This window comes from Sinorhizobium sp. Y406, assembly GCF_058732025.1.
In genome coordinates this window covers 3588049-3610088 of record NZ_CM178974.1, presented here as the reverse complement: position 1 = coordinate 3610088, position 22040 = coordinate 3588049, and the positions used below count along the sequence as shown (strand labels likewise).

The window sequence follows — 22040 nt, the reverse complement described above, 5'->3', positions numbered from 1 at the left end:
TGCCCCGGGAGGAGACGAGATGAGCGACAAACGCAGATTGGGTGTAGGCCTGATCGGGACCGGTTTCATGGGCAAAGCCCATGCGCTCGGCTTCACCATCGCGGCGCGGGTCTTCGACTTGCCTTACGAAATCGACCTCGTGTCGGTGGCGGACGTGACTGCCGAGAGCGCCGAAGCCGCACGCGCGCGGCTCGGCTTCCGCAAGGCGACGGCCGACTGGCGCGAGCTCCTGGCCGACCCCGATATCGACGTCATCGACATCACCACGCCCAACCTGATGCACAAGGAGATGGCGCTTGCGGCGGTCGCGCATGGCAAGCACGTTTATTGCGAAAAGCCACTGGCGCCTACGGTCGACGACTGCGCTGAGATGCTCGCCGCTGCCGAAAGGGCCGGCGTCGTCACGCAGGTCGGCTTCAACTATCTGAAAAATCCGCTGATCTTCCTTGCCAAGGAGATCATCGAAAGCGGCGAGATCGGCGATATCCGCTCTTTCCGTGGCGTCCACGCGGAAGACTTCATGGCCGATGCCAGTATTCCCTGGGCATGGCGCCTCGACCCGCGCAGCGGTGGCGGGGCTCTCGCCGATATCGGCAGCCATATGATCGCCTGCATGCGCCACCTTGTCGGGCCGATCAGGTCGGTGCTCGCCGAGACGGTCATCCATATCCCCGAGCGCCCCGTTTCGCGAGGCGCGACCGAGACACGCGCCGTCGAGGTCGACGACATCGCCCGCGCCTTCGTCCGCTTCGATAGCGGCGCTAGCGGCAGCTTGGAGGCGAACTGGATAGCCACCGGCCGGAAGATGCAGCATGATTTCGAAATCTACGGCTCCAAGGGCAGCATCGTCTTTACCCAGGAGCGACTGAACGAAATCAGGATCTATTATGCCGGCGACGATGTACGCAGCCGCGGCTTCCGCACCATCTGGGCGGGACCCGAGCACCCCCCTTATGGTGCGTTCTGCGTGGCGCCCGGCCATCAGATCGGTTTCAACGAGTTGAAGGCGATCGAAGTGAACGAGTTCCTCGACGCCATCGTCAATGGCCGCAGGCCGACGACGGATTTCCGGGAGGGCTACGAAGTTCAGAAAGTGCTATCCGCTACGTATCAATCCGCTCGCAGCAACAGGTGGGTCGACGTCGGCTGATCCGCGTTCAGCGCATCGACCCGAAGGTCGGGCCCGATTTTCGGGACGTACGATGCGCGGCTTCAAAGAGTTAAGGCGTCCTTTGCGCGTCTGACGCGTCTGACGCGCGGCGCTGTAAGGCCTGGGAAAGGCACTTAAAATGGAACGTCCGTTCTATCCAGAACGCTCCTGATCGATTACGATGAGGCAAACGCAACACGAGCGCGCACGCGAGGACTTGGAGACGCTGAACGATGCCAACACCGGAGTCGAGCACCGATATCCCCCAGGACTTCGAGGCGCTGAAGGCCGTCATTCTCGAGCGCAAGGCGCAACTGCCGAAGCGCCTGAAGCAGGTCGCCGCCTATTCGCTCGATCATCCTGACGAAATCGCCTTCGGCACGGCGGCGAGCATTGCCACGTCCGCCGATGTCCAGCCTTCGACGTTGGTGCGCTTTGCCCAACATTTCGGCTTTGAGGGCTTTTCAAGCCTGCAGCAGATCTTTCGCGCGCGCCTGCGCGAGCGCACGCCCGGTTACGAGGACCGGCTGAAGGCGCTGCGCGGCAACGATCACAGCAAGCTCGAAAGCGGCTCGATCTTCAACGGCTTCGTCGCGGCCGCCCACCGTTCGCTCGACAATGTTGCAACCTCGATCGGTCCGCAGGCTTTCGAACGGGGTGTCGACATCCTCGCCAAGGCGGATACCATCTATCTGATCGCCAAACGCCGCTCCTATCCGATCTCCAGCTATATGGCCTATGCCTTCGGCAAGCTTAGGGTGAAGTACCAGCATGTGGGCACGGCCGCCGGCATCGACGACGACATGCTGGCGATGGCGACGAGGCAGGATGCCGCCTTCGCCGTCAGCTTCTCGCCCTATGCCTCGGAGAGCGCCACCCAGGCACGCTTCCTCGCCAATCGCAAAGTGCCGGTCGTATCGCTGACCGACTCCGCATTTTCCCCGCTCGCCGAATCTTCCAAGGTTTGGTTCGAATTGGTGGAGGCAGATCATGCCGGCTTTCGCTCGCTTTCCGCCAGCATGGCCTTCGCCATGGCGCTTACCGTGGCGATCGCCGAGAAGCGCCGCCGCCACGCCGAAGCCGGGAAACCATTATAGAATAGAAATTCCATATTGACGAAGTGACGGAATTTATGTTTCATAACCTCATCGCCCATGACATATGGATAACTGTCGGCGCCGGCAGGGCGCCCGCGGGGAGGAAGCAGTGAGCCAGGTTCCATCGGCCGGAATTCCATCGGAATTGGGCGCCAAGCCCCTCGACATCATCACCATCGGCAGAGCTTCGGTCGACCTTTACGGCCAGCAGATCGGCACTCGCCTCGAAGACGTGGGAAGCTTCGCCAAGTCCGTCGGCGGTTGCCCCTGCAACATCTCGGTCGGCACGGCGCGGCTCGGACTGAAATCGGCGCTGTTGACGCGCGTCGGCGACGAGCAGATGGGCCGCTTCATTCGCGAGCAGCTGCAACGCGAAGGTGTCGAGACCCGGGGCATCGTCACCGATCCGGAGCGCCTGACGGCGCTGGCGATCCTGGCTGTCGAAAACGAGAAATCGTTCCCGCTGCTCTTCTACCGGGACAATTGCGCCGACAACGCGCTCTCAGAAGACGACATCTCGGAAGAATTCATCCGCGCCGCTCGGGCGATCCTTGTCACCGGTACCCATTTCTCCAAGCCGAATACGGATGCCGCCCAGCGCAAGGCGATGCGAATCGCCAAGGAAAACGGCGCCAGGATCGTCTTCGACATCGACTATCGCCCCAACCTTTGGGGCCTTGCCGGTCATGACGCGGGCGAGAGCCGCTACATCGCTTCGGATCTCGTCTCGGCGCATCTGAAGACGGTGCTTGGCGATTGCAACCTCATCGTCGGCACGGAGGAGGAGGTTCTGATTGCGTCGGGCGAAAGCGATCTGCTCCAGGCGCTGAAGACCATCCGCTCGCTTTCCGATGCCACGATCGTACTGAAGCGCGGCCCGATGGGCTGCATCGTCTATGACGGGCCGATTTCGGACAATCTCGAAGACGGCATCGTCGGCAAGGGCTTCCCGATCGAGGTCTATAACGTGCTCGGCGCCGGCGACGCCTTCATGTCCGGCTTCCTGCGCGGATGGCTCACCGGAGAGCCGCACGCGACGTCCGCCACCTGGGCCAACGCCTGCGGCGCCTTCGCGGTCTCCCGCCTGCTCTGCGCACCGGAGATCCCGACCTGGGTCGAACTGCAGTATTTCCTCGAGCACGGCAGCAAGGAAAAGGCGCTGCGAAAGGACGAGGCGATCAACCATGTCCACTGGGCGACGACACGCCGGCGCGAGATCCCGCTTCTGATGGCGCTCGCCATCGACCACCGCAGCCAGTTGGAGGACATCGCCGAAGGAAATTCGGAGCTCCTGGAGCGGATTCCGGCCTTCAAGGCCTTGGCCGTCAAGGCGGCTGCGGATGTTGCGGGCGGCCGCCCCGGATTCGGCATGCTGATCGACGACAAATATGGTCGCGACGCGCTTTTCGCCGCCGGCGCCCATCGCGACTTCTGGATTGCCAAGCCGATCGAACTTCCAGGCTCACGTCCGCTGCAGTTCGAATTCAGTCAGGATCTCGGTAGCCGCCTGATCGACTGGCCCGTCGACCATTGCATCAAGGTGCTCTCCTTCTTCCATCCAGACGACCCGGCCGAGCTCAAGGCGGCGCAGATAGCCAAGCTGCGCTCTGCCTTCGAGGCCGCTCGCAAGGTCGGCCGCGAGATCCTGATCGAGATCATCGCCGGCAAGCACGGCCCGCTCGACGACCAGACCATTCCGCGCGCGCTCAACGAGCTTTATGATGCGGGGCTGAAGCCCGATTGGTGGAAGCTCGAGCCGCAGGCAAGCCGCACGGCCTGGGCTGCCATCGATGCCGTGATCGAAACGCGCGATCCCCTCTGCCGGGGCGTCGTCCTCCTGGGACTCGAAGCGCCCTATGAGGTCCTGAAGGACGGCTTTGCCGCCGCAAGGACATCGAGGACGGTGAAGGGGTTCGCGGTCGGCCGGACGATCTTCGCCGATGCCGCCAAGGCCTGGCTCACCGGCTCGATGAGCGATGACCAGGCCGTCGCCGACATGGCGGCGAAGTTTAAGGCGCTGGTGGATCTGTGGCTGCGACTGGGTGAAACCAAGGCTGCGTAAGGGATAACCTGCCTGCGGCATCAAGTAAAAAAGGGCGAAGCCAAGACTTCGCCACCAGGAGGAAACAGGAAATGAGTCAGAAAACCGTGCGCCTGACCATGGCACAGGCCGTGGCGCGGTTCCTCACACGGCAAATGACGGTGATCGAGGGCGAGCGCGTACCGATCTTCGGTGGCGTCTTCGCTATTTTCGGCCACGGCAACGTCGCCGGCGTCGGCGAGGCGCTCTATTCCGTGCGCGAAACCCTGCCGACCTACCGCGCCCAGAACGAACAGGGCATGGCAAACGCAGCCATTGCCTTTGCCAAGGCGAGTTTCCGGCGTCGCTTCATGGCCTGCACGACCTCGATCGGTCCGGGCGCGCTTAACATGGTGACTTCGGCAGCGCTTGCCCATGTCAACCGTCTGCCCGTCCTGTTCCTGCCCGGCGACGTCTTCGCCAATCGCCGACCGGATCCGGTGCTGCAGCAGGTCGAAAGCTTCGGCGACGGCTCGATCTCGGCCAATGACTGCTTCCGGCCGGTCTCACGCTATTTCGACCGCATCACCCGGCCCGAGCAGATCATACCGGCGCTTCGTCGTGCCATGCAGGTTCTGACCGACCCGGCCGACTGCGGCCCGGTGACGCTCTCGCTCTGCCAGGACGTCCAGGCGGAGGCCTATGACTATCCGCAATCCTTCTTCGATGAGAAGGTCTGGGTGCCGCGCCGCATCGAGCCCGATCCCGACGAGCTCGCCGCGGCGATCGCGAAGCTTCAGGGCGCGAAGAAGCCGATTATCATCGCCGGCGGCGGCGTGCTCTATTCGGAGGCGAGCGCGGAGCTTGCCGCCTTCGCGGAGAAGCACGGCATTCCGGTGGTCGAGACGCAGGCCGGCAAGTCGTCGCTGCCGCATTCGCATCCGCTCAATATGGGTTCGGTCGGCGTCACCGGAACCTCCGCGTCCAACAGGCTTGCGGAAGAGACCGATGTGGTGCTTGCCGTCGGCTCGCGACTTCAGGACTTCACCACCGGTTCCTGGGCGCTTTTCAAGAATGACGAACTGAAGATCGTCGGCCTGAACATTCAGCCCTTCGACGCCGCCAAGCACGACGGCCTGCCGTTGATCTCAGACGCGCGAGTCGGGCTCGCCCGTATCTCGGCGGGGCTTGGTGAGCACAAGGCCGACAGCGCCTGGACCGAGAGGGCCAAGGCTGCGAAGGCCGAGTGGATGGAGGCCGCCGACAAGGCAACGGCAACCACCAATGCGGCCCTGCCCTCGGACGCCCAGGTGATCGGCGCCGTGCAACGCACCCGCGGCGGCCGGAAGACGACGCTCGTCTGCGCGGCCGGCGGGCTGCCCGGCGAGTTGCACAAGCTCTGGCAGGCGGAAGAGCCCGGCGGCTACCATCTGGAATACGGTTTCTCGACCATGGGCTATGAAGTGGCGGGTGGCCTCGGCGTCAAGCTCGCCCGGCCGGAGCGCGACGTGATCGTCATGGTCGGCGACGGCAGCTACATGATGCTGAACTCCGAGATCGCCTCGTCCATCATGCTCGGCGCAAAGTTCACCATCGTGCTCCTCGACAATGCGGGCTACGGCTGCATCAACCGGCTCCAGGTGGAAACCGGCGGCGCCAACTTCAACAATCTGCTCAGGGACACCCACCACGTGGAACTGCCGCAGATCGATTTTGCCGCGCATGCCGCTGCGATGGGCGCCGTCACCCGCAAGGTCGGCTCGATCCCGGAACTGGAAGCAGCGCTTGCGGAAACCGCCAACGAGAAGCGCACGACCGTCATCGTCATCGACACGGACCCGCTGATCACGACGGAAGCCGGAGGTCACTGGTGGGACGTGGCGGTTCCGGAGGTTTCTGAGCGCGAACAGGTAAAAACGGCGCGGAAGGGCTACGAGAAGGCGCTGATGTCGCAGCGCTTCGGCTAAGCACGGCAATGGCCCCTCTCCTCGGGTCAACCCGGGACTAGCCCTCTCCCCGCAAGCGGGGAGAGGGTGGCGGTCCCATTCTCCGCAGTTATAGGCACAGTTGCTGCGGAGCACGGGCAGCCGGATGAGGAGCGCCGTCGCCCCCCGCCCGCAACAGACAACGAACTATCAAGCAGACGCGAAACAGAAAGTAAAAAGCGATGATCCGCTACGGAACCAACCCGATTGCCTGGAGCAATGACGACGACCAAACGATCGGCGCGCATCTGACGCTCGAGGATTGCCTTTCCGATTGCCAGAGGATCGGCTTCGACGGCATCGAGAAGGGCCACAAGATGCCCGCCGATCCGGAGGAATTGAAGCAGAAGCTCGCCTCCTACGACCTCGTCTTCGTTTCCGGCTGGCACTCCACCAACCTGCTCACCCATGACGTCGAGGCCGAGAAGAAGGCGATCCAGCCGCATCTTGACCTGTTGAAGCACAATGGCTGCAAGGTGGCGATCGTCTGCGAGACCTCGAACGCGATCCACGGCGACGACTCCAAATCGCTTGTCAAGGACAAGCCGGTGCTGCCGGCGAACCAGTGGCAGAAGTTCGGCGCCGAGCTCGAGGCGGTCGCACAATATTGCGCCGCCCAGGGTATCGACCTCGTCTATCATCACCACATGGGCACGATCGTCCAGTCCGGCGAAGAGATAGACCTTCTGATGCAGCACACGGGTCCTGCGACCAAGCTGCTGCTCGATACCGGCCATGCTTTGTTCGGGGGCTCCGATCCGGCGGAATTGGCGCGCAAATACATGAATCGCGTCCGCCACATCCACTGCAAGAATGTCCGCCCGGCCGTCCGCAAGGTGGTCGAGAGCGAAGGGCTCTCCTTCCTCGAAGGGGTGCGGCGCGGAGTCTTCACCGTGCCCGGTGACGCGGAGGGCGGCGTCGACTTCCTGCCGGTGCTGAAAATCGCCGCCGAGCACGGCTATGACGGCTGGCTGGTCATCGAGGCCGAACAGGATTCGGCGGTGCGCAACCCGTTCGAATACCAGTCGCTCGGGCTGAAGTCGCTGAAGGCGTTTGCGAAGGAGGCGGGGTTGGATAGGTAAGCTCATCCGGCCGCCGCGCCTGGCAGGAACGCCCCTCATCCGCCCTGCCCGTCCTCCACAGCAGTTGCGGAGGGTGGACCGGGCACCTTTTCCCCGCTTGCGGGGAGAAGGGATATGCCGCGCCGCCGCCGCGTCCCCTCTCCTCGCGAGCGGGGAGAGGGGGTAGGCACACAAGTACGCAAGATCAGGAGACCGAAATGTCCAAACTGCTCGTCAAACCCAAGGCACAGTCCGGCCTGATGCAGGATGTCACGCCCGAGAGCGCTGGCTGGAGCTATGTCGGTTTCGCGTTGAACCGCCTGAAGGCGGGCGAGACGACTGGTGGCGAGGCCGGCGAGAAGGAACTCTGCCTCGTACTCGTCAGTGGCAAGGCGAAGATCTCCGTAGATGGCGAGGCGTTCGGAGAGCTCGGCGAACGCATGACGCCCTTCGAGGGGCAACCCTATGCGGTCTATGTGCCGAAAGGCAGCCGCTGGCAGGCGGAGGCGACGACCGATCTCGATCTCGCCGTCTGCTCAGCGCCCGGCGGCGAAGGCTTCAAGGCGAAGGTCATCCGCCCCGGTACGCATCCGCGGATGACCCGCGGCAAGGGTACCAATACCCGCTACGTCACCAATATCATGCCGGAGGATGACGGATCGGCGCAGTCGCTGCTCGTGGTCGAGGTGATCACGCCCGGCGGGCACACCTCCTCCTACCCGCCGCACAAGCACGACCAGGACGACTTGCCAGCCGAAAGCTATCTCGAGGAGACCTATTATCATCGCCTGAACCCGCCGCAAGGCTTCGCGATGCAGCGCGTCTATACGGACGACCGCTCGCTCGATGAAACCATGGCGGTGGAAGACGGTGACGTCACGCTAGTGCCAAAAGGGTATCACCCGGTTGCCACGGTACACGGCTATGATTCCTACTACCTCAACGTCATGGCGGGGCCGAGGCGTATCTGGAAGTTCCACAACGCCAAGGAACACGAGTGGTTGTTCACCGGCATTTGAGCCGGTCGGCCGTCCGGAAGCCTCCGAACGTCAGTCGTATTCGACTAGCGCGCCGTGCGTCATTTCCGACGTGCGGCGCTGTTGCATTTTGAAATCGCCGCCTAATTGGCATTGAATAGAGACCGATTGAAAATCTGATGGAACGAGGCGCTTTCCATGCATATCGACGGCCAGTGCCATTGCGGCTTTGTGACCTATGAGGCGGAAATCGATCCGGACGAGGTATCGATCTGCCATTGCACCGACTGCCAGCAGCTGACCGGCTCGGCCTTTCGCGTCACGGTGGGCACGCCGCGTTCCTCGTTTCGGCTGACCGGAGGCGAGCCGAAGCTTTACATCAAGATCGCCGACAACGGCCGCAAGCGGCTGCAATTCTTCTGCCCGGAATGCGGCTCGCCGATCTATACGACGGGTGAAGGTGACGATGCCGAGGAGATCGGCATTCGCGTAGGCACCATCAACCAGCGGCGGGGTTTGACGCCGCGCTCGCAGATCTGGTGCTCGTCCGCCCTGCCCTGGATCGATGTCGGCAAACTGCCGGGCAGACCTGAGTCCTAGATGACCTCACGTGATCGGATAGGGCCCATCGGCGAAGACAGTGTCATGATAGCCCTTCGAGCCGACGGCGCGTGCCAGCGGACTGCGAAAATCTTCGCCTCGAGCAAGCGAGGCGAGCACGTGGCGAAAGTCGTATTTCGGCTTCCATCCAAGCGTTTCGCCGGCGCGCGTGCTGACATAGACCCGGTCGATCGACGGGAAGAGCTGCCAGCCGCGCTCAGCATAGAGCGCCTGGCATTCGGGGTAGAGGCGATGGACGACGGAGGGGGCGTCGCGGCGCAGTTCCAAACGATCATCGCGCGCGAACGGCGTCGGCGCCGAGACGATGAAGAGGCCGAATCCGACGGCCTTCGCCCGATCCGCCGCGAGTAAGTGGGCGCTTACCACGTCTTCTATGTCGACGCGGCGATAGAGCAGCTCGTTCGCCTGGGCGTTGGCCGTCTCGAAGCGGCTGCGGATATCGGCGTCGTCGTCCGCCTCGGGAAAGAAGCGCGAGGTGCGCAGGATGATGACCGGTAGCCCATATCGGCGGGCGAAGAGCTCACAGAAGCCTTCGGCAGCCACCTTACTGGTGCCGTAGATATTGCGCGGAATGGATGCGACTTCCTCGGTGATCCAGGCCGCCGGCGCGTCGGGAGCCGGCGTCAAGGCTGAGCCGAAGGCGCTGGTGGTGCTGGTGAAGACGAAAGCGTCGACCCCGGCTTTCGCCGCCGCATCGAGCAGGTTGAGCGTTCCGGCGATGTTGGTGTCGACGAACTCGGAATAGCCGTGCGTGGCGACATGCGGCTTGTGCAGCGTCGCCGCATGGACCACCGCGCGCGTCCCCTTCAGTGCGTGGTGGACGAAGGCGGGATCGGTGATCGAACCAACGAGATCGGTGAAGGCCGAAGGCTTGAGATCGATGCCGCACACGGGGCGACGCTGTCCGCGGAGCGTGCGCATCAACGCCTCGCCGAGATGCCCGGCGCTTCCCGTCACCAGTATCGTCATTCGTCACTCCTGGCTTTAATACACCTTTCCGAGCCTGCTTAGTTGCGGCGCGACTTGGGAGACAAGGCATAAATTATGCGTCGCAATCAGCCGAGCGTCGTCACGAGGCGGGCCATGGCGCCATCCGCAAGCGGAATTCGCTCCCAAAGCACCTGTCCGGCAGCGATCGGCACATCGTCGCGTCCGTTCGGCCCTGTCTCGACCACCAGCGATGCGGTGCCGCTCTCGTACCAGCCGAGGCTCTCAAGCGCGCTCTCCGCGCTGCGGATTTCCTCCGATGCGTAACGGAACATCTGCATCCCCAGCATCTCGCGCCGCCACTCCGAGCGGCGGAGAGGCGAAGCCGCCAGCAGCCGGTGAGAAAGGTCGCAAATCAGATGAAGCCGGACAGACGAGGTCTCGACCAGCCGCTTCAGCGCGGCATCGGCCGACGGGGCGAGCTCTGCAAAAACGCGTTCGAGGGCTATCTGCTGGCGCTCCGAAGGCCTCAAGAGACCCGCCTCCCAACGCGATACGGTTGCCTGCGTCACGTTCAGGAGTTCCGCCACATGGCTCTGCTTCATGCCGCGCAAGAGCCGCAGACGCCTCAGCATCCTTGCAGTGAAAGACATCGGGAACCTCCTTGGATGAAGCGCGCGGTCGTCTCCGCTTTGCCGCAGGAGCGGAAAACGCTATATCAGGATCGGGCTCAACGAAAGACAATCCGGACGCATTGTGAGGAACGGCCAATTCAGAGTGCTGCCGCGGCGCATCGCCGGCGTCGACGTCGTGGAGGCTCAGACCAGTTGTAGCTTCCAGCGCCACACGCATGATCAGTTCGGCATCGGCCTGATCCAGCACGGAGCCCAGAAATCGCTGAGCGGCCGTGGGACCGTTGAGGCGCAGGCGGGAGACGTGATCACGGTCAATCCCGGAGAAGTGCATGACGGCATGCCGATTGGCGATGCCGGACGTACCTGGCAAATGCTGTATCTGGAACCGTTTCTCGTTGAAGGAATCGTCAGCGATATCACGGAAGGGCGAAGGATGCGCGGCGAATTCGCAGATCCAGTGATCAGCGATGCGATGCTTGCGGCCCGCTTCCGCTCGATCTTTGCTGCCGCGACGGCGACGGATTGCGCGGACTCGCCTTTGCGCTGGGAGGTTTCGGCTTTCGCCCTGCTGGCGCAGGCGTTGCGGCTTGTCCCCGAAGGAAGCTCGTCATTCAGGGAGCCACGAGCCATCGCCGCCGCCATCAGCTTGATCGACGACGATCCACTGGCGCCTCTCTCGCTCGCGGACCTCGCCCGTCAAAGCGGCTTGAGCCGATTCCAGGTGGTGCGCGGCTTTACAAGGGCGACGGGTCTTACGCCGCACGCCTATCTCGTCCAGCGGCGGATCGACATCGTGCGGCAGTTGATCGCCAAGCGTACGCCGCTGGCGGACGCCGCGGTGGCAGGCGGCTTTGCCGACCAGAGCCATATGACGCGCGTCTTCGTGCGCAAGTATGGCTTCACGCCCGGCGCCTATGCGCAAGCCATGAATTGAGATCCCTGCAATTTTGTTCAAGACCGGCACGCTCCGATCGGCTCTTCTGCCGCCGTCGGTCTCGAAATGGCAGCGGAAATGACAAGCCAGCTTCACGGTTATCTCTATTTGTCGCTCGCGATGGCACTGGTCGGCAGCACGGTGGTGGCGAGCAAGGTCATCGCCTCCGGCCTGCCGCCCTTCACGGCAACGGCGCTGCGCTTTGCCATTGCCCTGCCCCTCTTTCTGCTGCTGATGCGGGCAACCGGGACGCGATGGCCGCGGCCGACGAGACGCGACCGTTTGATACTCTTGCTGCAGGCGGGAGCCGGCAGCGTCGGCTATACGACGCTGCTAATTGCCGGATTGAAACTCACCTCCGCCGCCGATGCCGGTGTGATCATCGGCACGCTTCCGGTCGTCTCCGCCGCGATCGCCGTCGTCGTGCTCAACGAGCGCCCCCACCTTTTCGTGTTTCTGGCCATCGCGTTTGCCGCGACCGGCGTTCTGGCGATCGTTTTCCGGCCGCATACCGGCGGCGCCTATTCGCTCGCCGGCAGCTTTCTGATCTTCGGCGCGGTCGTCTGCGAAGGCCTGTTCATCCTCCTCAACAAGCGGCTTGAAGCTGCGATCCCACCGCTCGCCCTGTCGACGTTGATGGCGATCCTCGGCCTGGCGATCGCCGCCCCGCTTGCGCTTGCGGAGCTTTCCGTGCGGGAAACGGTCACCGCGTCGGCATTCGTCGCCGTCGCCTATTACGCCCTCGTGCCGACGGTTGGGGGTTTCCTGCTCTGGTATGCCGGGCTTGCGAAAGTTAGCGGCACCGAAGCTTCGGTCTTCACGGCCGTTGCGCCCGTCTCCGCCGTGCTCCTTGCCGCCCTGATACTCGGGGAGCCCTTGACCTCCAACCAGATGCTCGGCATCGGCTTCGTCCTTGCCGCGGTCGCCATCTTGGCGCTCCCTGTCCCCAGGAAGCGGAGCCGCCTGAAAAGACAATCCGAAGCCAGATGAAAGCGAAGAGCCTGTGTATGATGAAAAGGCCTCTGCGATATCACGCCGCCTTGGCGACGTGGTACTCCTTGATCGCGACCATCTTGATCGCCGGATAGCGCTCCGCCTCGTAGCGCAGCGAGAAACCGTCCTGCGCCATGAAAACCGGATCGCCATCGAGGTCGCGCGCGATGTCGCCGCGGTGGGCGGAGACGAACTTTTCGAGGTCGGCCGGGCTGTCGGCGGAAATCCAGCGGCAGACGGAGAAGCGCGGCATTTCGAAGGAGACGGGCAGGCCGTATTCCGCCTGCAGGCGTTCCTTCAGGACGTCGAGTTGCAGCGCACCGACGACGCCGACGATCGCCGGCGCACCGTCGTCCGGGGAAAAGAGCTGCACGACGCCCTCCTCCGCCATCTGCTGCAAGGCCTCCTTCAGCTTCTTCGCCTTCATCGCGTCCTCAAGCCGGACACGGCGCAGGATTTCCGGCGCGAAGTTCGGCACGCCCTGGAAAACGAGCGACTCGCCCTCGGTCAGCGTGTCGCCGATCCGGAGCGTGCCGTGGTTCGGTATGCCGACGACGTCGCCGGCAAAGGCGGTGTCGGCGAGTTGGCGCTGCGAGGCGAAGAAGAATTGCGGCGCCGTCAGCCCCATCTGCTTGCCGGTGCGCGAGAGCCGCGCCTTCATGCCGCGCTCGAGCTTGCCCGAGCAGACGCGCACGAAAGCGATGCGGTCGCGATGGTTGGGATCCATGTTCGCCTGGATCTTGAACACGAAGGCCGTCATCTTGGCGTCCGTTGCCTCGACAGTGCGAATGTCGGCGACCTGGGCGCGCGGCGGCGGCGCGAATTCCCCGAGCGCGTTGATCAGGTCGCGGACGCCGAAATTGCGGAGCGCCGAGCCGAAGAAGACCGGCGTCAGATGACCTTCGAGGAAGGCCTTGCGGTCGAAGGACTTGCAGGCCTCGATCGCGAGCGTCGTCTCCTCGATGAAAGCGTCGCGCTCATTCTCCGGCAGGCGATGGGAGGCCATTTCCGGATCGGAGACCTTGGTCAGATGCTCCTGCGTATCGGCGCCGCGCACCTCGTTCGTCGCGAGATGGTAGGTGCCGCAGAAGGTCTTCGAACGCCCGATCGGCCAGGTGACCGGCGCGCAGTCGAGCGCCAGCTTCTCTTCCACCTCGTCCAGGATCTCGAAGGGATCGCGGCTTTCGCGGTCCATCTTGTTGACGAAGGTGATGATCGGGATGTCGCGCAGCCGGCAGACCTCGAAGAGCTTCAGGGTCCGCGGCTCGATACCCTTGGCGGCATCGATGACCATGACAGCGGCATCGACCGCCGTCAGCGTACGGTACGTGTCGTCCGCGAAGTCTTCGTGACCGGGCGTGTCGAGCAGGTTGAAGACCGTGTCGTCGTATTCGAATGTCATCACCGAGGTCACGACCGAGATACCGCGCTCGCGTTCGATCTTCATCCAGTCCGATCGGGTCTGAATGCGATCCTTCTTGGCCTTGACTTCGCCGGCGAGCTGGATCGCGCCGCCGAAGAGCAGCAGCTTTTCGGTGAGCGTGGTCTTACCGGCGTCCGGGTGCGAAATAATCGCAAATGTTCGGCGGCGGGAAACCGCCTCGGCAATGCTTTCGGCCATGATCGAGTATCCTGTGAGTTGCGGCGTCCTTTACAGGCTCGCAGGCCAATATGCAATTGACTGCAGCCGGGCCCATCGCCCTTATGGGCGGCATGACTATGAGCACGCCCGAAAACCACCCCGCCCTCACCCTCATCCGCCTGCCGCATGCGGAGGACCTCGACCTGCCGGCCTATGAGACAGTGGGCGCGGCCGGCATGGACCTGCGCGCGGCGGTACCGGCCGAGACGCCGTTGAATATCTCGCCGGGCGGCCGAGCCCTGGTGCCGACCGGTTTCATCTTCGAGATTCCGACCGGCTTTGAGGGACAGGTTCGGCCACGCTCCGGCCTCGCTTTCAAGCACGGGATCACCTGCCTTAATACGCCGGGCACGATCGACAGCGATTATCGCGGCGAAGTGAAGGTGCTCCTCGTCAACCTCGGCGGAGAGGCTTTCTTCGTCGAGCGCGGCATGCGCGTTGCCCAGATGGTGATCGCGCCCGTGATCCAGGCGAACATCCGCGAGGCGGACGGGGCCAGTGCCACCGCACGCGGCGCCGGCGGCTTCGGCTCGACGGGCTCTAAATAATACCAAGTCCCGATGATAGGAACCGATAGGACCGGCTCGATCGGGCTGTCTGGCTAGGAACGATGCTTTTGCATCCTCCGGTTAACCCGAGGACCAAAGATCTCGAGGCGCCAGACAGCCCGAGAAGCCCGCCGCAGGAGCTCTATCGGTTCCGGGACGCGTGTCGACCATCCCGCGCCACGCGACCTTGCCCGCCGCCTCGACTACGCATACGGCCGTCCGCTTGCCACCGACATCCAATCCTGCAAACATCGTCATCGCCGCTCTCCATTCGTTCCTACGAATCACCAGCGAAAGGGTCACCCGCCCGCCGGGGAGCAGCAACCTCATGTACGGTATGTATAAAACCGCGATGACACCCTGAGAAGAGCAGGAGCAGCAATGAACGCCCCCCTTCAAACCGCCAAAAACGCTATCGATCCATTGAAGCTCGAAAAACTGGCGGAACTCGCCGTCAAGGTCGGCCTGCAATTGCAGCGAGGTCAGGACTTGGTGCTGACGGCGCCGATCGCCGCACTGCCGCTGGCGCGCCTCATCACCAAGCATGCCTACAAGGCCGGTGCCGGACTGGTCACGGCCTTCTATGCGGATGAGGAGGCGACGCTTGCCCGCTATGCCCATGCGCCGGACGAGAGCTTCGATCGCGCAAGCGACTGGCTCTATCAGGGAATGGCCAAGGCCTTTGCCAATGGCGCGGCGCGGCTTGCGATCGCCGGCGACAATCCGATGCTGCTCGCTTCGCAGGACCCGCAGAAGGTCGCGCGCGCCAACCGGGCGAACTCGACCGCCTACAAACCGGCGCTCGAAAAAATCTCCAACTTCGACATCAACTGGAATATCGTCTCCTATCCGAATCCCTCCTGGGCGCGGCAGGTCTTCCCCGACGACCCGGAGATGGTCGCCATCGAGAAGCTGGCAAATGCCATCTTCGCGGCCTCCCGCGTCGAGGTTGATGACCCGGTTGCCGCCTGGGCCGAGCACAATTCCAATCTCCGCCGGCGTTCGTCATGGCTGAACGTGCAGCGCTTCGCGGCCCTGCACTTCACCGGCCCCGGGACCGATCTTTCCGTCGGTCTGGCCGACGGCCATGAATGGCACGGCGGCGCCTCGACCGCCAAGAACGGCATCACCTGCAATCCGAACATCCCGACCGAGGAGGTCTTCACGACGCCGCATGCCTTGCGCGTCGAAGGCCATGTATCGAGCACCAAGCCGCTTTCGCACCAGGGCACCTTGATCGACAAGATCGAGGTGCGGTTCGAAGGCGGGCGCATCGTCGAGGCCAGGGCCGCGCGCGGCGAGGAGGTGCTGAAGAAGGTGCTCGACACCGACGAGGGTGCCCGCAGGCTCGGCGAAGTGGCGCTGGTGCCGCATTCCTCGCCGATCTCGGCAAGCGGCATCCTCTTCTACAACACGCTCTTCGACGAGAACGCGGCCTGCCACATCGCGCTCGGCCAGTGCTATTCGGAGTGCTTCATCGACGGCGCCAGTCTCAGCCAGGAGCAGATCCGCTCTCAAGGTGGCAATTCGAGCCTCATTCATATCGACTGGATGATCGGCTCCGGCGAGGTCGATATCGATGGCGTTCGCAGCGACGGCGCCCGCGTGCCGGTGATGCGCAGGGGCGAGTGGGCATAGGCTGCACGGGTTCCCGACCCCTGCCGCGGCATGTCTTGTCGCGGCAGGCTAAGGGCGAAGCGGGGCTGGAGGCCTGAAACGGGTCGACATGGCGGTGGCCGCCCACGTCGCGAACCAGGGTCGGCTATTGCATGGCCTTGAGGCCGAGGACAGGCAGGCGCTCGACGCCCTGCTCCAAAAGCTGCTCGTCTCGTTCGAACGAAACCAAACGAAACCGCGCCGGGCAGCGCATCGGCCCGAAAATCGTACCCGATTCTCGGAAACTTTGATGCGCATATCCAAAGAAGTGCAGCGCCGCGCGTCTTTTCAGGTGCGCGTCGCTGTAATCAGAACAGGCTGCCCTGCTTGGAGGGTTCCACGGCCCGCGCTGCTCGCCTCTTCGGTGCAGCCGGCGTGGGCGGCGCGTCGTCTTCGCTCGCGACTGCAGATACCCGACCATCGGCAAACTCCAGCGAGAGGACCATGCCCGGCTTCACGGCTGCCGCATGTTTGACGGGTTCACCTTCGGCGTCCCGCACGAGCGCAAAGCCGCGCCCGAGCACGTTGCGATAGGAGAGGGACTGAAGCACCCGGTCCTGCGCGGCGAGCGCGCCTTTCAGCCGGCGGAGCTCCGCCCCGATCGCTGCGTCGCCCCGTGCGCCGAGACCCGCGACGCGATCCTGGGCACGGTGGATCTGTCCGACGAGACGCGAAGGGAGTGCGCGTAACGAAGCATCGGCGGCGGAAACGCGCGACTGACGCCGGTCGAGCTGGCGTTCGACGCACCGCTCTGCGCGATTCACGAGATCGGAAACGCGCTGCCGGCGATCGCCAATCCGCGTTCCGATGAGCTCCGGGCGCAGATGGGCGGCCGTGCGCTCGAAGCTGCGCCGCTTATTGGCCGTGTTCATCTCCAATCCGCGGCCGAGACCGGCGGACGCCTCGTCGAAGCGGCGCCGCGGCAGCGCCAGCAGCTGGTCGAGCGACGGCAGCGCGCGGGCGAGCGCGCGCAGCCCGTGGCGCCGGTGGTCCATCTGCCGCATCACGGCGCCCTTGAGGCGAGCGCCGAGGCTTGCAACCTGCGCCTCGAGTTCCGCCTTGACCGGCACCGCCATTTCGGCCGCCCCCGTCGGCGTCGGCGCCCGCTGGTCGGCCGCATAGTCGATCAAGGTCCAATCCGTTTCGTGGCCGACGGCCGAGATCAGCGGAATGCCCGAGGCGGCCGCCGCGCGCACCACGGCCTCGTCGTTGAAGCACCAGAGGTCCTCGAGGCTGCCACCGCCGCGGGCGACGATCAGCACGTCCGGCCGCGGAGCGGCGCCGCCGGGCTCCAGTGCATTGAAGCCCTGGATGGCGGCCGCGATCTCGTCGCCCGCCCCGTCGCCCTGCACCCGCACCGGCCAGACGATGACGTGGACCGGGAAGCGGTCGGCGATCCGGTGCAGGATATCGCGGATCACCGCACCCGTCGGCGAGGTCACGACGCCGATCACCCGCGGCATGAAGGGAAGCGGCTTCTTGCGAGCGGCGTCGAACAGGCCCTCGGCCGCGAATTTGCGCTTGCGCTCCTCGATGAGCGCCATCAGCGCGCCGGCGCCCGCCGGCTCGAGCGACTCGATGACGATCTGGTACTTCGACGAGCCGGGAAATGTGGTGATCCGGCCGGTCGCGATCACCTCCATGCCCTCTTCCGGCCGGAACTTGAGTCGCGCAAACGCGCTCTTCCAGATGACCGCATCGATCCGGGCGCGATCGTCCTTGAGCGAAAAATAGGCGTGGCCGGAGGAATGCGGGCCGCGATAGCCGGAAATCTCGCCCCGGACCCGCACATGCTCGAAGGTCTGCTCGATCGTGCGCTTGATCGAACCGGACAACTCCGACACCGAATACTCGGCGACGTTGGTGGGAGAATCGGAATCAAAGAACGAGCTCATGCGCTCTTTGTAGCCGACGATGCCTGGAAGATCAGCAGCAAGACGCGCCTATCTACGGATTTTCCGGCGAGGCACCCCTCGATTCCGGCGCAAACCGAAAGAGCTTGAGGCCGGTTGAGGCCGTCACCGGCACAACGTCGAGGAAATCCGGGACCTTGCCGGCATTGAGCTGGCCGTAGACCCCGTCGGGTGCCTTCTTGATGACCAGTCTCGTTTGCGGATCCTTGGCGCAAAAGGCGATCACCGGATATCCGAACCGCCCCAGCAAGGCGGCCGCCTCCTCGGGCGCTGCCAAACCGATACGAAGCTCCGCCAGCATGCCCTCCGGATTTCTATGGTAGGGTGCGCTCAAGGCGCGATGGTCGGTGAAGCGGAGAATGGAGGCGCCCATATTCGAGGGGGCCACAACCAGCGTGGCGGGGAATTGCCGAAGATCCGCCATTGCTTCAGCGGAAGTGCAGCGTGCCGATGCTCCGCGTCTGTCGCTATTGCGAGCCAAATCCGCAGTGCCATTGGTGGCCACCTCGCCCGCCAGTGCCCAGACTGCCGGAACGGAGATGAGAACCGCGACCGCGTAGAAGAGGGAGGCAAGGACTCGCTGCGGCTCCCGGATCGAGTTTTCCCGCAAGTCGACGAGCAGGAGCGAGGCCGGCAGGATGGCGATGAGGTTGGAAAAGACGGCACCGCGAACCTGCACCAGCGCGATGCACCAGGTAGCGAGCACCAGCGAGCCAAGAATCAGGTGCAGGGCAATGCGGTCGCGGCGCTGGATCCGCCATCCGCAAATCGCGAGCGCAAAGAAACCCGAGAAATAGAAGACACCGAGACCACCCGACCCCTGTTTCGCCAAGGCGAAGAACGACTGGGCCTCGGTGACGTTGTCGAGCCAGAGTTCCCAAAGCAGCGGGTCCAGATCGGCAAGCGGATTTTTGAGGCACTGCGGCGCCATGGCGAAGGCGAAACCGGCGATGACGACGCCGCTGAGGCCGAGGACAAGCAAACGTCCGGCCCGTCCAAGGCGGCTCGCCGCCAGGGCGGAGACGGCAAGCAATCCACCGCCGAGCGCCGAGAGCGAGAAGAAGGCGAGGGAAAGACTGTCGCATGTCACGGCGCCATAGAGATGTGGCGGAACCGTCAGGAAGAACGCGGCGCTCACCGTCGTGGCAAGTGCCGCTCCAAACGCCGCTGCGGCACCGGCGAAGGATCGACCCTCCCAAGCCCAGAGGGCTGCCACCAGCAGGCATATGACGGCAACGAAGGGCGTCGTCTCGGCGCCGATGGCGATCGCCAGCGCCGCTGCGACGCCGGCGAGCGCGAAACTCATTGCCCGGTAATGTTTATCGACGACCATGCCGACCATCACCGCGACGAGGACGACTTGCACATTGTGATGATCAATCGAACCGGCCTGGAAACGATTGCTGGTCACAATGAAGATCGCGGTGAAGAAAAGGCAGAAATGCATGCATTGCGGCCCGCCGATCCGTCGTCCGGCGAGCCCCATAGCCGCCATGAGCGGCAGCACCAGCGCCATCGGCCAGACGGCGAGGGCGATTGTCTCGGCCCCTTCAGCGCCCACGAATGGCTTGAAGAGAGTGATTAGAGCGGCGATAGGCAGATCGACGAGGCGCGACCAGTGCATCAATGTGCCCCCGCCTGGGCCGAGGCGGACTTGGGTCAGATCGAACCAGCTCTGCCCCGCCAGAAGGTCGCGAACCTGGACGAGGCGCATCACATCGTCGTTGTCGCGGCCGACATAATCGGCGGCGCGCATCATCTTTCCAGAGAGAAAAGCGACAACGGCAAGGCTGTAGCCAAGCGCCGCCCAGGACAGCCGTGTCCACGGTCGAACCCGCGCGCCCCGGCCCTTCGCGGATGTTGCCTCAGTCAAATCTGTCATCGGATCGCCAAACCCCCGTCGCTCTTTACTCGCGGATAGGCTGGCCCAGACCACGAGGCTTGCCGCGATCCTATTCGGGGCCGCTCAAGAAAGCGTAAAGCCGCAAAGATGGCGCCGCGCCATGTTTGCCCTAGCCCGCATTTCCCACACTCGCTATGCCCTGCGCCGGTTGAAACAGCGGGTGTGGGAAATGCGGGCTAGCGCCTTGTTAACCGCGCGCCATGTAGGATGGAGAAGATTTCCGCAATCGAGCCGCGATTCCATGTCCGACCAACTCGACGTCGCCGTCCTCCTGCCCTGCTACAATGAAGCCACGACAATCGGGGAGGTGGTGCGCAATTTCAGGGCGGCGCTGCCTGCCGCCCGCATCTATGTCTACGACAACAATTCGACCGACGGCACGGCGCTCCAGGCGATGCTTGCCGGAGCAAGCGTCGTGCGCGAACGCCGCCAGGGCAAAGGCCACGTCGTGCGGCGCATGTTTGCCGACATCGAGGCGGACATCTACATCATGGCCGACGGCGACGGCACCTATTTGCCGGCCGATGCGGAGGATCTCCTCCGCACGCTTGTGACCGAGCAGGCCGATATGGTCGTCGGCACGCGCCGCGACATTCAGATCGAAGCCGGACGGCAGGGCCACGCCTTCGGCAACCGCGTCTTCAATCTTCTCTATCGTTCGATATTCGGCACGGATTTTACCGATATTTTCTCCGGCTACCGGGCGTTCTCCCGCCGATTCGTGAAGAGCTTTCCAGCCCTTTCCGATGGATTCGAGATCGAAACGGAGATGTCCGTGCACGCCTCGCGGCTGAAGCTGCCGGTCAGCGAAATCGAACTCGACTACGGCCGGCGCCCTGAGGGCTCGCATTCGAAGCTCTCGACGTTCAAGGACGGTGCGAAGATCCTCTGGATGTTCGTCATGCTGATGAAGGAGACGCGCCCCTTCACCTTCTTCAGCCTGATCGGCGCAGGCTTCCTGTCGGCAAGCCTCCTGTTCATGGCGCCGGTGCTGATCGAGTATTTCGCAACGGGGCTCGTCCCGCGCCTGCCGACCTGGGTCTTCTCGCTTGTGCTGCTGATCATCTCCATCCTGCTGTTCACCGCCGGGCTCATTCTCGATTCGGTGTCGCGGGCGCGAACGGAACAATTGCGCATGCACTATATGACGCTCGCCCGGCATGTGCCTCGGGAAAGGAAAGGACCGGTAGAGCGTGCCGCTCCGCTTCCGAAGCATCGGATCGGGAAAACTGCCGCCTAAAGTTTGGGACGATTGCGATGAACCGCGAAACCACCAACCGCATCCGCTTTGTCATCGAGGATGTCATTCCGCCGATCCTGCGCGACTCCCGCCTTTTCAAGGGCATTGCGCGTCTTGCCTGGGGAGACCACATCGCGCACTTGGCCCGTTTCCGCGAGCGGGCACCGTTTCTATCGGCTGCCGAATACGAAGAGCTCTACCGGAAACATCCGCGAGTGCACGAAGGCACGGATAATTCAGAGGCCTGCATGCGCAAGATCGCGGCGGAGGTCCAAGGTTCCAGCATATGCGACGTCGGTTGCGGCACGGGCGCCCTGCTCAAGCGGATCAGAAGCGCAAATCCGGCGGTCGGCCGATTGACCGGCGTCGATTTTGCCATCGACGATGCCGCCGCCATCGACGGCATCGAATATGTCGCCGCCAAGATCGAGGAACTGCCCTTTGCCGACGGGGAGTTCGACACGGTCGTCTGCACCCATGTAATCGAGCATATACTCGACTATCGCCGCGCCATAGCAGAGCTTCGGCGCATCGCCCGGCGACGTGTGATCATCGTCGTGCCGCGCGAGCGGGAGTACCGCTATACCTTTAATCCGCACTTCAATTTCTTCCCCTATACGCATTCCTTCCTAAGGGCGATGCACCCGGTGCCGGAGCATCATGAATGCATCGACATCGGGCGCGACATCTTCTACCGGGAAGACAGATACCGGGAAGACGGGGCGTGAGGCCGGGAGA

General features: G+C 63.7%; 18 protein-coding genes. 13 read left to right on the top strand and 5 right to left on the bottom strand.

The genetic code is table 11. From position 1 onward, the window contains the following. Positions 1 to 19: 19 nt before the first annotated feature. From AC4P1R_RS16970 to AC4P1R_RS16940, 7 genes are all read left to right on the top strand, one after another. On the top strand, positions 20 to 1150 hold the full coding sequence (locus AC4P1R_RS16970; protein WP_069459705.1) for a Gfo/Idh/MocA family protein: 1131 nt from the start codon (positions 20 to 22) through the stop codon (positions 1148 to 1150). Positions 1151 to 1383: 233 nt separating this feature from the next. Continuing rightward, positions 1384 to 2247, top strand: coding sequence for a MurR/RpiR family transcriptional regulator (locus AC4P1R_RS16965; RefSeq protein WP_492177258.1), 864 nt, complete (start codon positions 1384 to 1386; stop codon positions 2245 to 2247). Positions 2248 to 2356: 109 nt separating this feature from the next. Beyond that, positions 2357 to 4309 (top strand): bifunctional 5-dehydro-2-deoxygluconokinase/5-dehydro-2-deoxyphosphogluconate aldolase, encoded by a 1953-nt coding sequence (locus AC4P1R_RS16960; protein ID WP_492177257.1) that lies wholly within the window; start codon positions 2357 to 2359, stop codon positions 4307 to 4309. Positions 4310 to 4380: 71 nt separating this feature from the next. After that, on the top strand, positions 4381 to 6234 hold the full coding sequence (iolD, locus tag AC4P1R_RS16955) for a 3D-(3,5/4)-trihydroxycyclohexane-1,2-dione acylhydrolase (decyclizing) (RefSeq protein ID WP_492177256.1): 1854 nt from the start codon (positions 4381 to 4383) through the stop codon (positions 6232 to 6234). Positions 6235 to 6434: 200 nt separating this feature from the next. Next, positions 6435 to 7334: a myo-inosose-2 dehydratase gene (iolE, locus tag AC4P1R_RS16950; RefSeq protein WP_069459709.1), complete on the top strand. Its 900-nt coding sequence runs from the start codon at positions 6435 to 6437 to the stop codon at positions 7332 to 7334. Between the two features lie 197 nt (positions 7335 to 7531). After that, entirely contained in the window at positions 7532 to 8332 is an 801-nt protein-coding gene (gene iolB / locus AC4P1R_RS16945) for a 5-deoxy-glucuronate isomerase (protein ID WP_492177254.1), read from the top strand. 156 nt (positions 8333 to 8488) lie between these two features. Next, positions 8489 to 8890 (top strand): GFA family protein, encoded by a 402-nt coding sequence (locus tag AC4P1R_RS16940; protein ID WP_151611914.1) that lies wholly within the window; start codon positions 8489 to 8491, stop codon positions 8888 to 8890. Between the two features lie 6 nt (positions 8891 to 8896). Here AC4P1R_RS16940 and AC4P1R_RS16935 read toward each other — a convergent pair whose 3' ends face one another. Both AC4P1R_RS16935 and AC4P1R_RS16930 read right to left on the bottom strand, forming a co-directional pair. Continuing rightward, positions 8897 to 9880 (bottom strand): NAD-dependent epimerase/dehydratase family protein, encoded by a 984-nt coding sequence (locus tag AC4P1R_RS16935; RefSeq protein WP_492177253.1) that lies wholly within the window; start codon positions 9878 to 9880, stop codon positions 8897 to 8899. Positions 9881 to 9966: 86 nt separating this feature from the next. Continuing rightward, on the bottom strand, positions 9967 to 10491 hold the full coding sequence (locus tag AC4P1R_RS16930; RefSeq protein ID WP_151611912.1) for a helix-turn-helix domain-containing protein: 525 nt from the start codon (positions 10489 to 10491) through the stop codon (positions 9967 to 9969). 103 nt (positions 10492 to 10594) lie between these two features. On the opposite strand from AC4P1R_RS16930, the gene AC4P1R_RS16925 reads away from it, so the two are divergent. Together AC4P1R_RS16925 and AC4P1R_RS16920 are read left to right on the top strand one after the other, a co-directional pair. Next, positions 10595 to 11407, top strand: coding sequence for an AraC family transcriptional regulator (locus tag AC4P1R_RS16925; protein WP_492177252.1), 813 nt, complete (start codon positions 10595 to 10597; stop codon positions 11405 to 11407). Between the two features lie 78 nt (positions 11408 to 11485). Next, positions 11486 to 12397 (top strand): DMT family transporter, encoded by a 912-nt coding sequence (locus AC4P1R_RS16920; protein ID WP_492177251.1) that lies wholly within the window; start codon positions 11486 to 11488, stop codon positions 12395 to 12397. A gap of 40 nt (positions 12398 to 12437) precedes the next feature. Here AC4P1R_RS16920 and AC4P1R_RS16915 read toward each other — a convergent pair whose 3' ends face one another. Beyond that, positions 12438 to 14021, bottom strand: coding sequence for a peptide chain release factor 3 (locus AC4P1R_RS16915; protein ID WP_492177250.1), 1584 nt, complete (start codon positions 14019 to 14021; stop codon positions 12438 to 12440). Between the two features lie 98 nt (positions 14022 to 14119). On the opposite strand from AC4P1R_RS16915, the gene dut reads away from it, so the two are divergent. Next, positions 14120 to 14590: a dUTP diphosphatase gene (dut, locus tag AC4P1R_RS16910; RefSeq protein ID WP_492177249.1), complete on the top strand. Its 471-nt coding sequence runs from the start codon at positions 14120 to 14122 to the stop codon at positions 14588 to 14590. Positions 14591 to 14971: 381 nt separating this feature from the next. Beyond that, positions 14972 to 16228, top strand: coding sequence for an aminopeptidase (locus tag AC4P1R_RS16905; RefSeq protein WP_492177248.1), 1257 nt, complete (start codon positions 14972 to 14974; stop codon positions 16226 to 16228). Between the two features lie 326 nt (positions 16229 to 16554). Here AC4P1R_RS16905 and xseA read toward each other — a convergent pair whose 3' ends face one another. Both xseA and AC4P1R_RS16895 read right to left on the bottom strand, forming a co-directional pair. Continuing rightward, complete coding sequence (gene xseA / locus AC4P1R_RS16900) at positions 16555 to 18141, bottom strand: exodeoxyribonuclease VII large subunit (RefSeq protein ID WP_492177247.1); 1587 nt, start codon at positions 18139 to 18141, stop codon at positions 16555 to 16557. Between the two features lie 52 nt (positions 18142 to 18193). After that, positions 18194 to 20041, bottom strand: coding sequence for a hypothetical protein (locus tag AC4P1R_RS16895; RefSeq protein WP_492177246.1), 1848 nt, complete (start codon positions 20039 to 20041; stop codon positions 18194 to 18196). Between the two features lie 262 nt (positions 20042 to 20303). Here AC4P1R_RS16895 and AC4P1R_RS16890 point away from each other — a divergent pair, with 262 nt between their 5' ends. Further along, on the top strand, positions 20304 to 21302 hold the full coding sequence (locus AC4P1R_RS16890) for a glycosyltransferase (RefSeq protein WP_492177245.1): 999 nt from the start codon (positions 20304 to 20306) through the stop codon (positions 21300 to 21302). 17 nt (positions 21303 to 21319) lie between these two features. Next, positions 21320 to 22030, top strand: coding sequence for a class I SAM-dependent methyltransferase (locus tag AC4P1R_RS16885; RefSeq protein ID WP_069459721.1), 711 nt, complete (start codon positions 21320 to 21322; stop codon positions 22028 to 22030). Positions 22031 to 22040: the final 10 nt, after the last annotated feature.

What these genes read in the sequence shown, in the direction of transcription:
- AC4P1R_RS16970 (WP_069459705.1), top strand. Translation starts at nt 20, where the DNA reads ATGAGCGACAAACGCAGATTGGGTGTAGGCCTGATCGGGACCGGTTTC.
- AC4P1R_RS16965 (WP_492177258.1), top strand. Translation starts at nt 1,384, where the DNA reads ATGCCAACACCGGAGTCGAGCACCGATATCCCCCAGGACTTCGAGGCG.
- iolD (WP_492177256.1), top strand. Translation starts at nt 4,381, where the DNA reads ATGAGTCAGAAAACCGTGCGCCTGACCATGGCACAGGCCGTGGCGCGG.
- iolE (WP_069459709.1), top strand. Translation starts at nt 6,435, where the DNA reads ATGATCCGCTACGGAACCAACCCGATTGCCTGGAGCAATGACGACGAC.
- iolB (WP_492177254.1), top strand. Translation starts at nt 7,532, where the DNA reads ATGTCCAAACTGCTCGTCAAACCCAAGGCACAGTCCGGCCTGATGCAG.
- AC4P1R_RS16940 (WP_151611914.1), top strand. Translation starts at nt 8,489, where the DNA reads ATGCATATCGACGGCCAGTGCCATTGCGGCTTTGTGACCTATGAGGCG.
- AC4P1R_RS16935 (WP_492177253.1), bottom strand. Translation starts at nt 9,880, where the DNA reads ATGACGATACTGGTGACGGGAAGCGCCGGGCATCTCGGCGAGGCGTTG.
- AC4P1R_RS16930 (WP_151611912.1), bottom strand. Translation starts at nt 10,491, where the DNA reads ATGTCTTTCACTGCAAGGATGCTGAGGCGTCTGCGGCTCTTGCGCGGC.
- AC4P1R_RS16920 (WP_492177251.1), top strand. Translation starts at nt 11,486, where the DNA reads ATGACAAGCCAGCTTCACGGTTATCTCTATTTGTCGCTCGCGATGGCA.
- AC4P1R_RS16915 (WP_492177250.1), bottom strand. Translation starts at nt 14,021, where the DNA reads ATGGCCGAAAGCATTGCCGAGGCGGTTTCCCGCCGCCGAACATTTGCG.
- dut (WP_492177249.1), top strand. Translation starts at nt 14,120, where the DNA reads ATGAGCACGCCCGAAAACCACCCCGCCCTCACCCTCATCCGCCTGCCG.
- AC4P1R_RS16905 (WP_492177248.1), top strand. Translation starts at nt 14,972, where the DNA reads ATGAACGCCCCCCTTCAAACCGCCAAAAACGCTATCGATCCATTGAAG.
- xseA (WP_492177247.1), bottom strand. Translation starts at nt 18,141, where the DNA reads ATGAGCTCGTTCTTTGATTCCGATTCTCCCACCAACGTCGCCGAGTAT.
- AC4P1R_RS16895 (WP_492177246.1), bottom strand. Translation starts at nt 20,041, where the DNA reads ATGACAGATTTGACTGAGGCAACATCCGCGAAGGGCCGGGGCGCGCGG.
- AC4P1R_RS16890 (WP_492177245.1), top strand. Translation starts at nt 20,304, where the DNA reads ATGTCCGACCAACTCGACGTCGCCGTCCTCCTGCCCTGCTACAATGAA.
- AC4P1R_RS16885 (WP_069459721.1), top strand. Translation starts at nt 21,320, where the DNA reads ATGAACCGCGAAACCACCAACCGCATCCGCTTTGTCATCGAGGATGTC.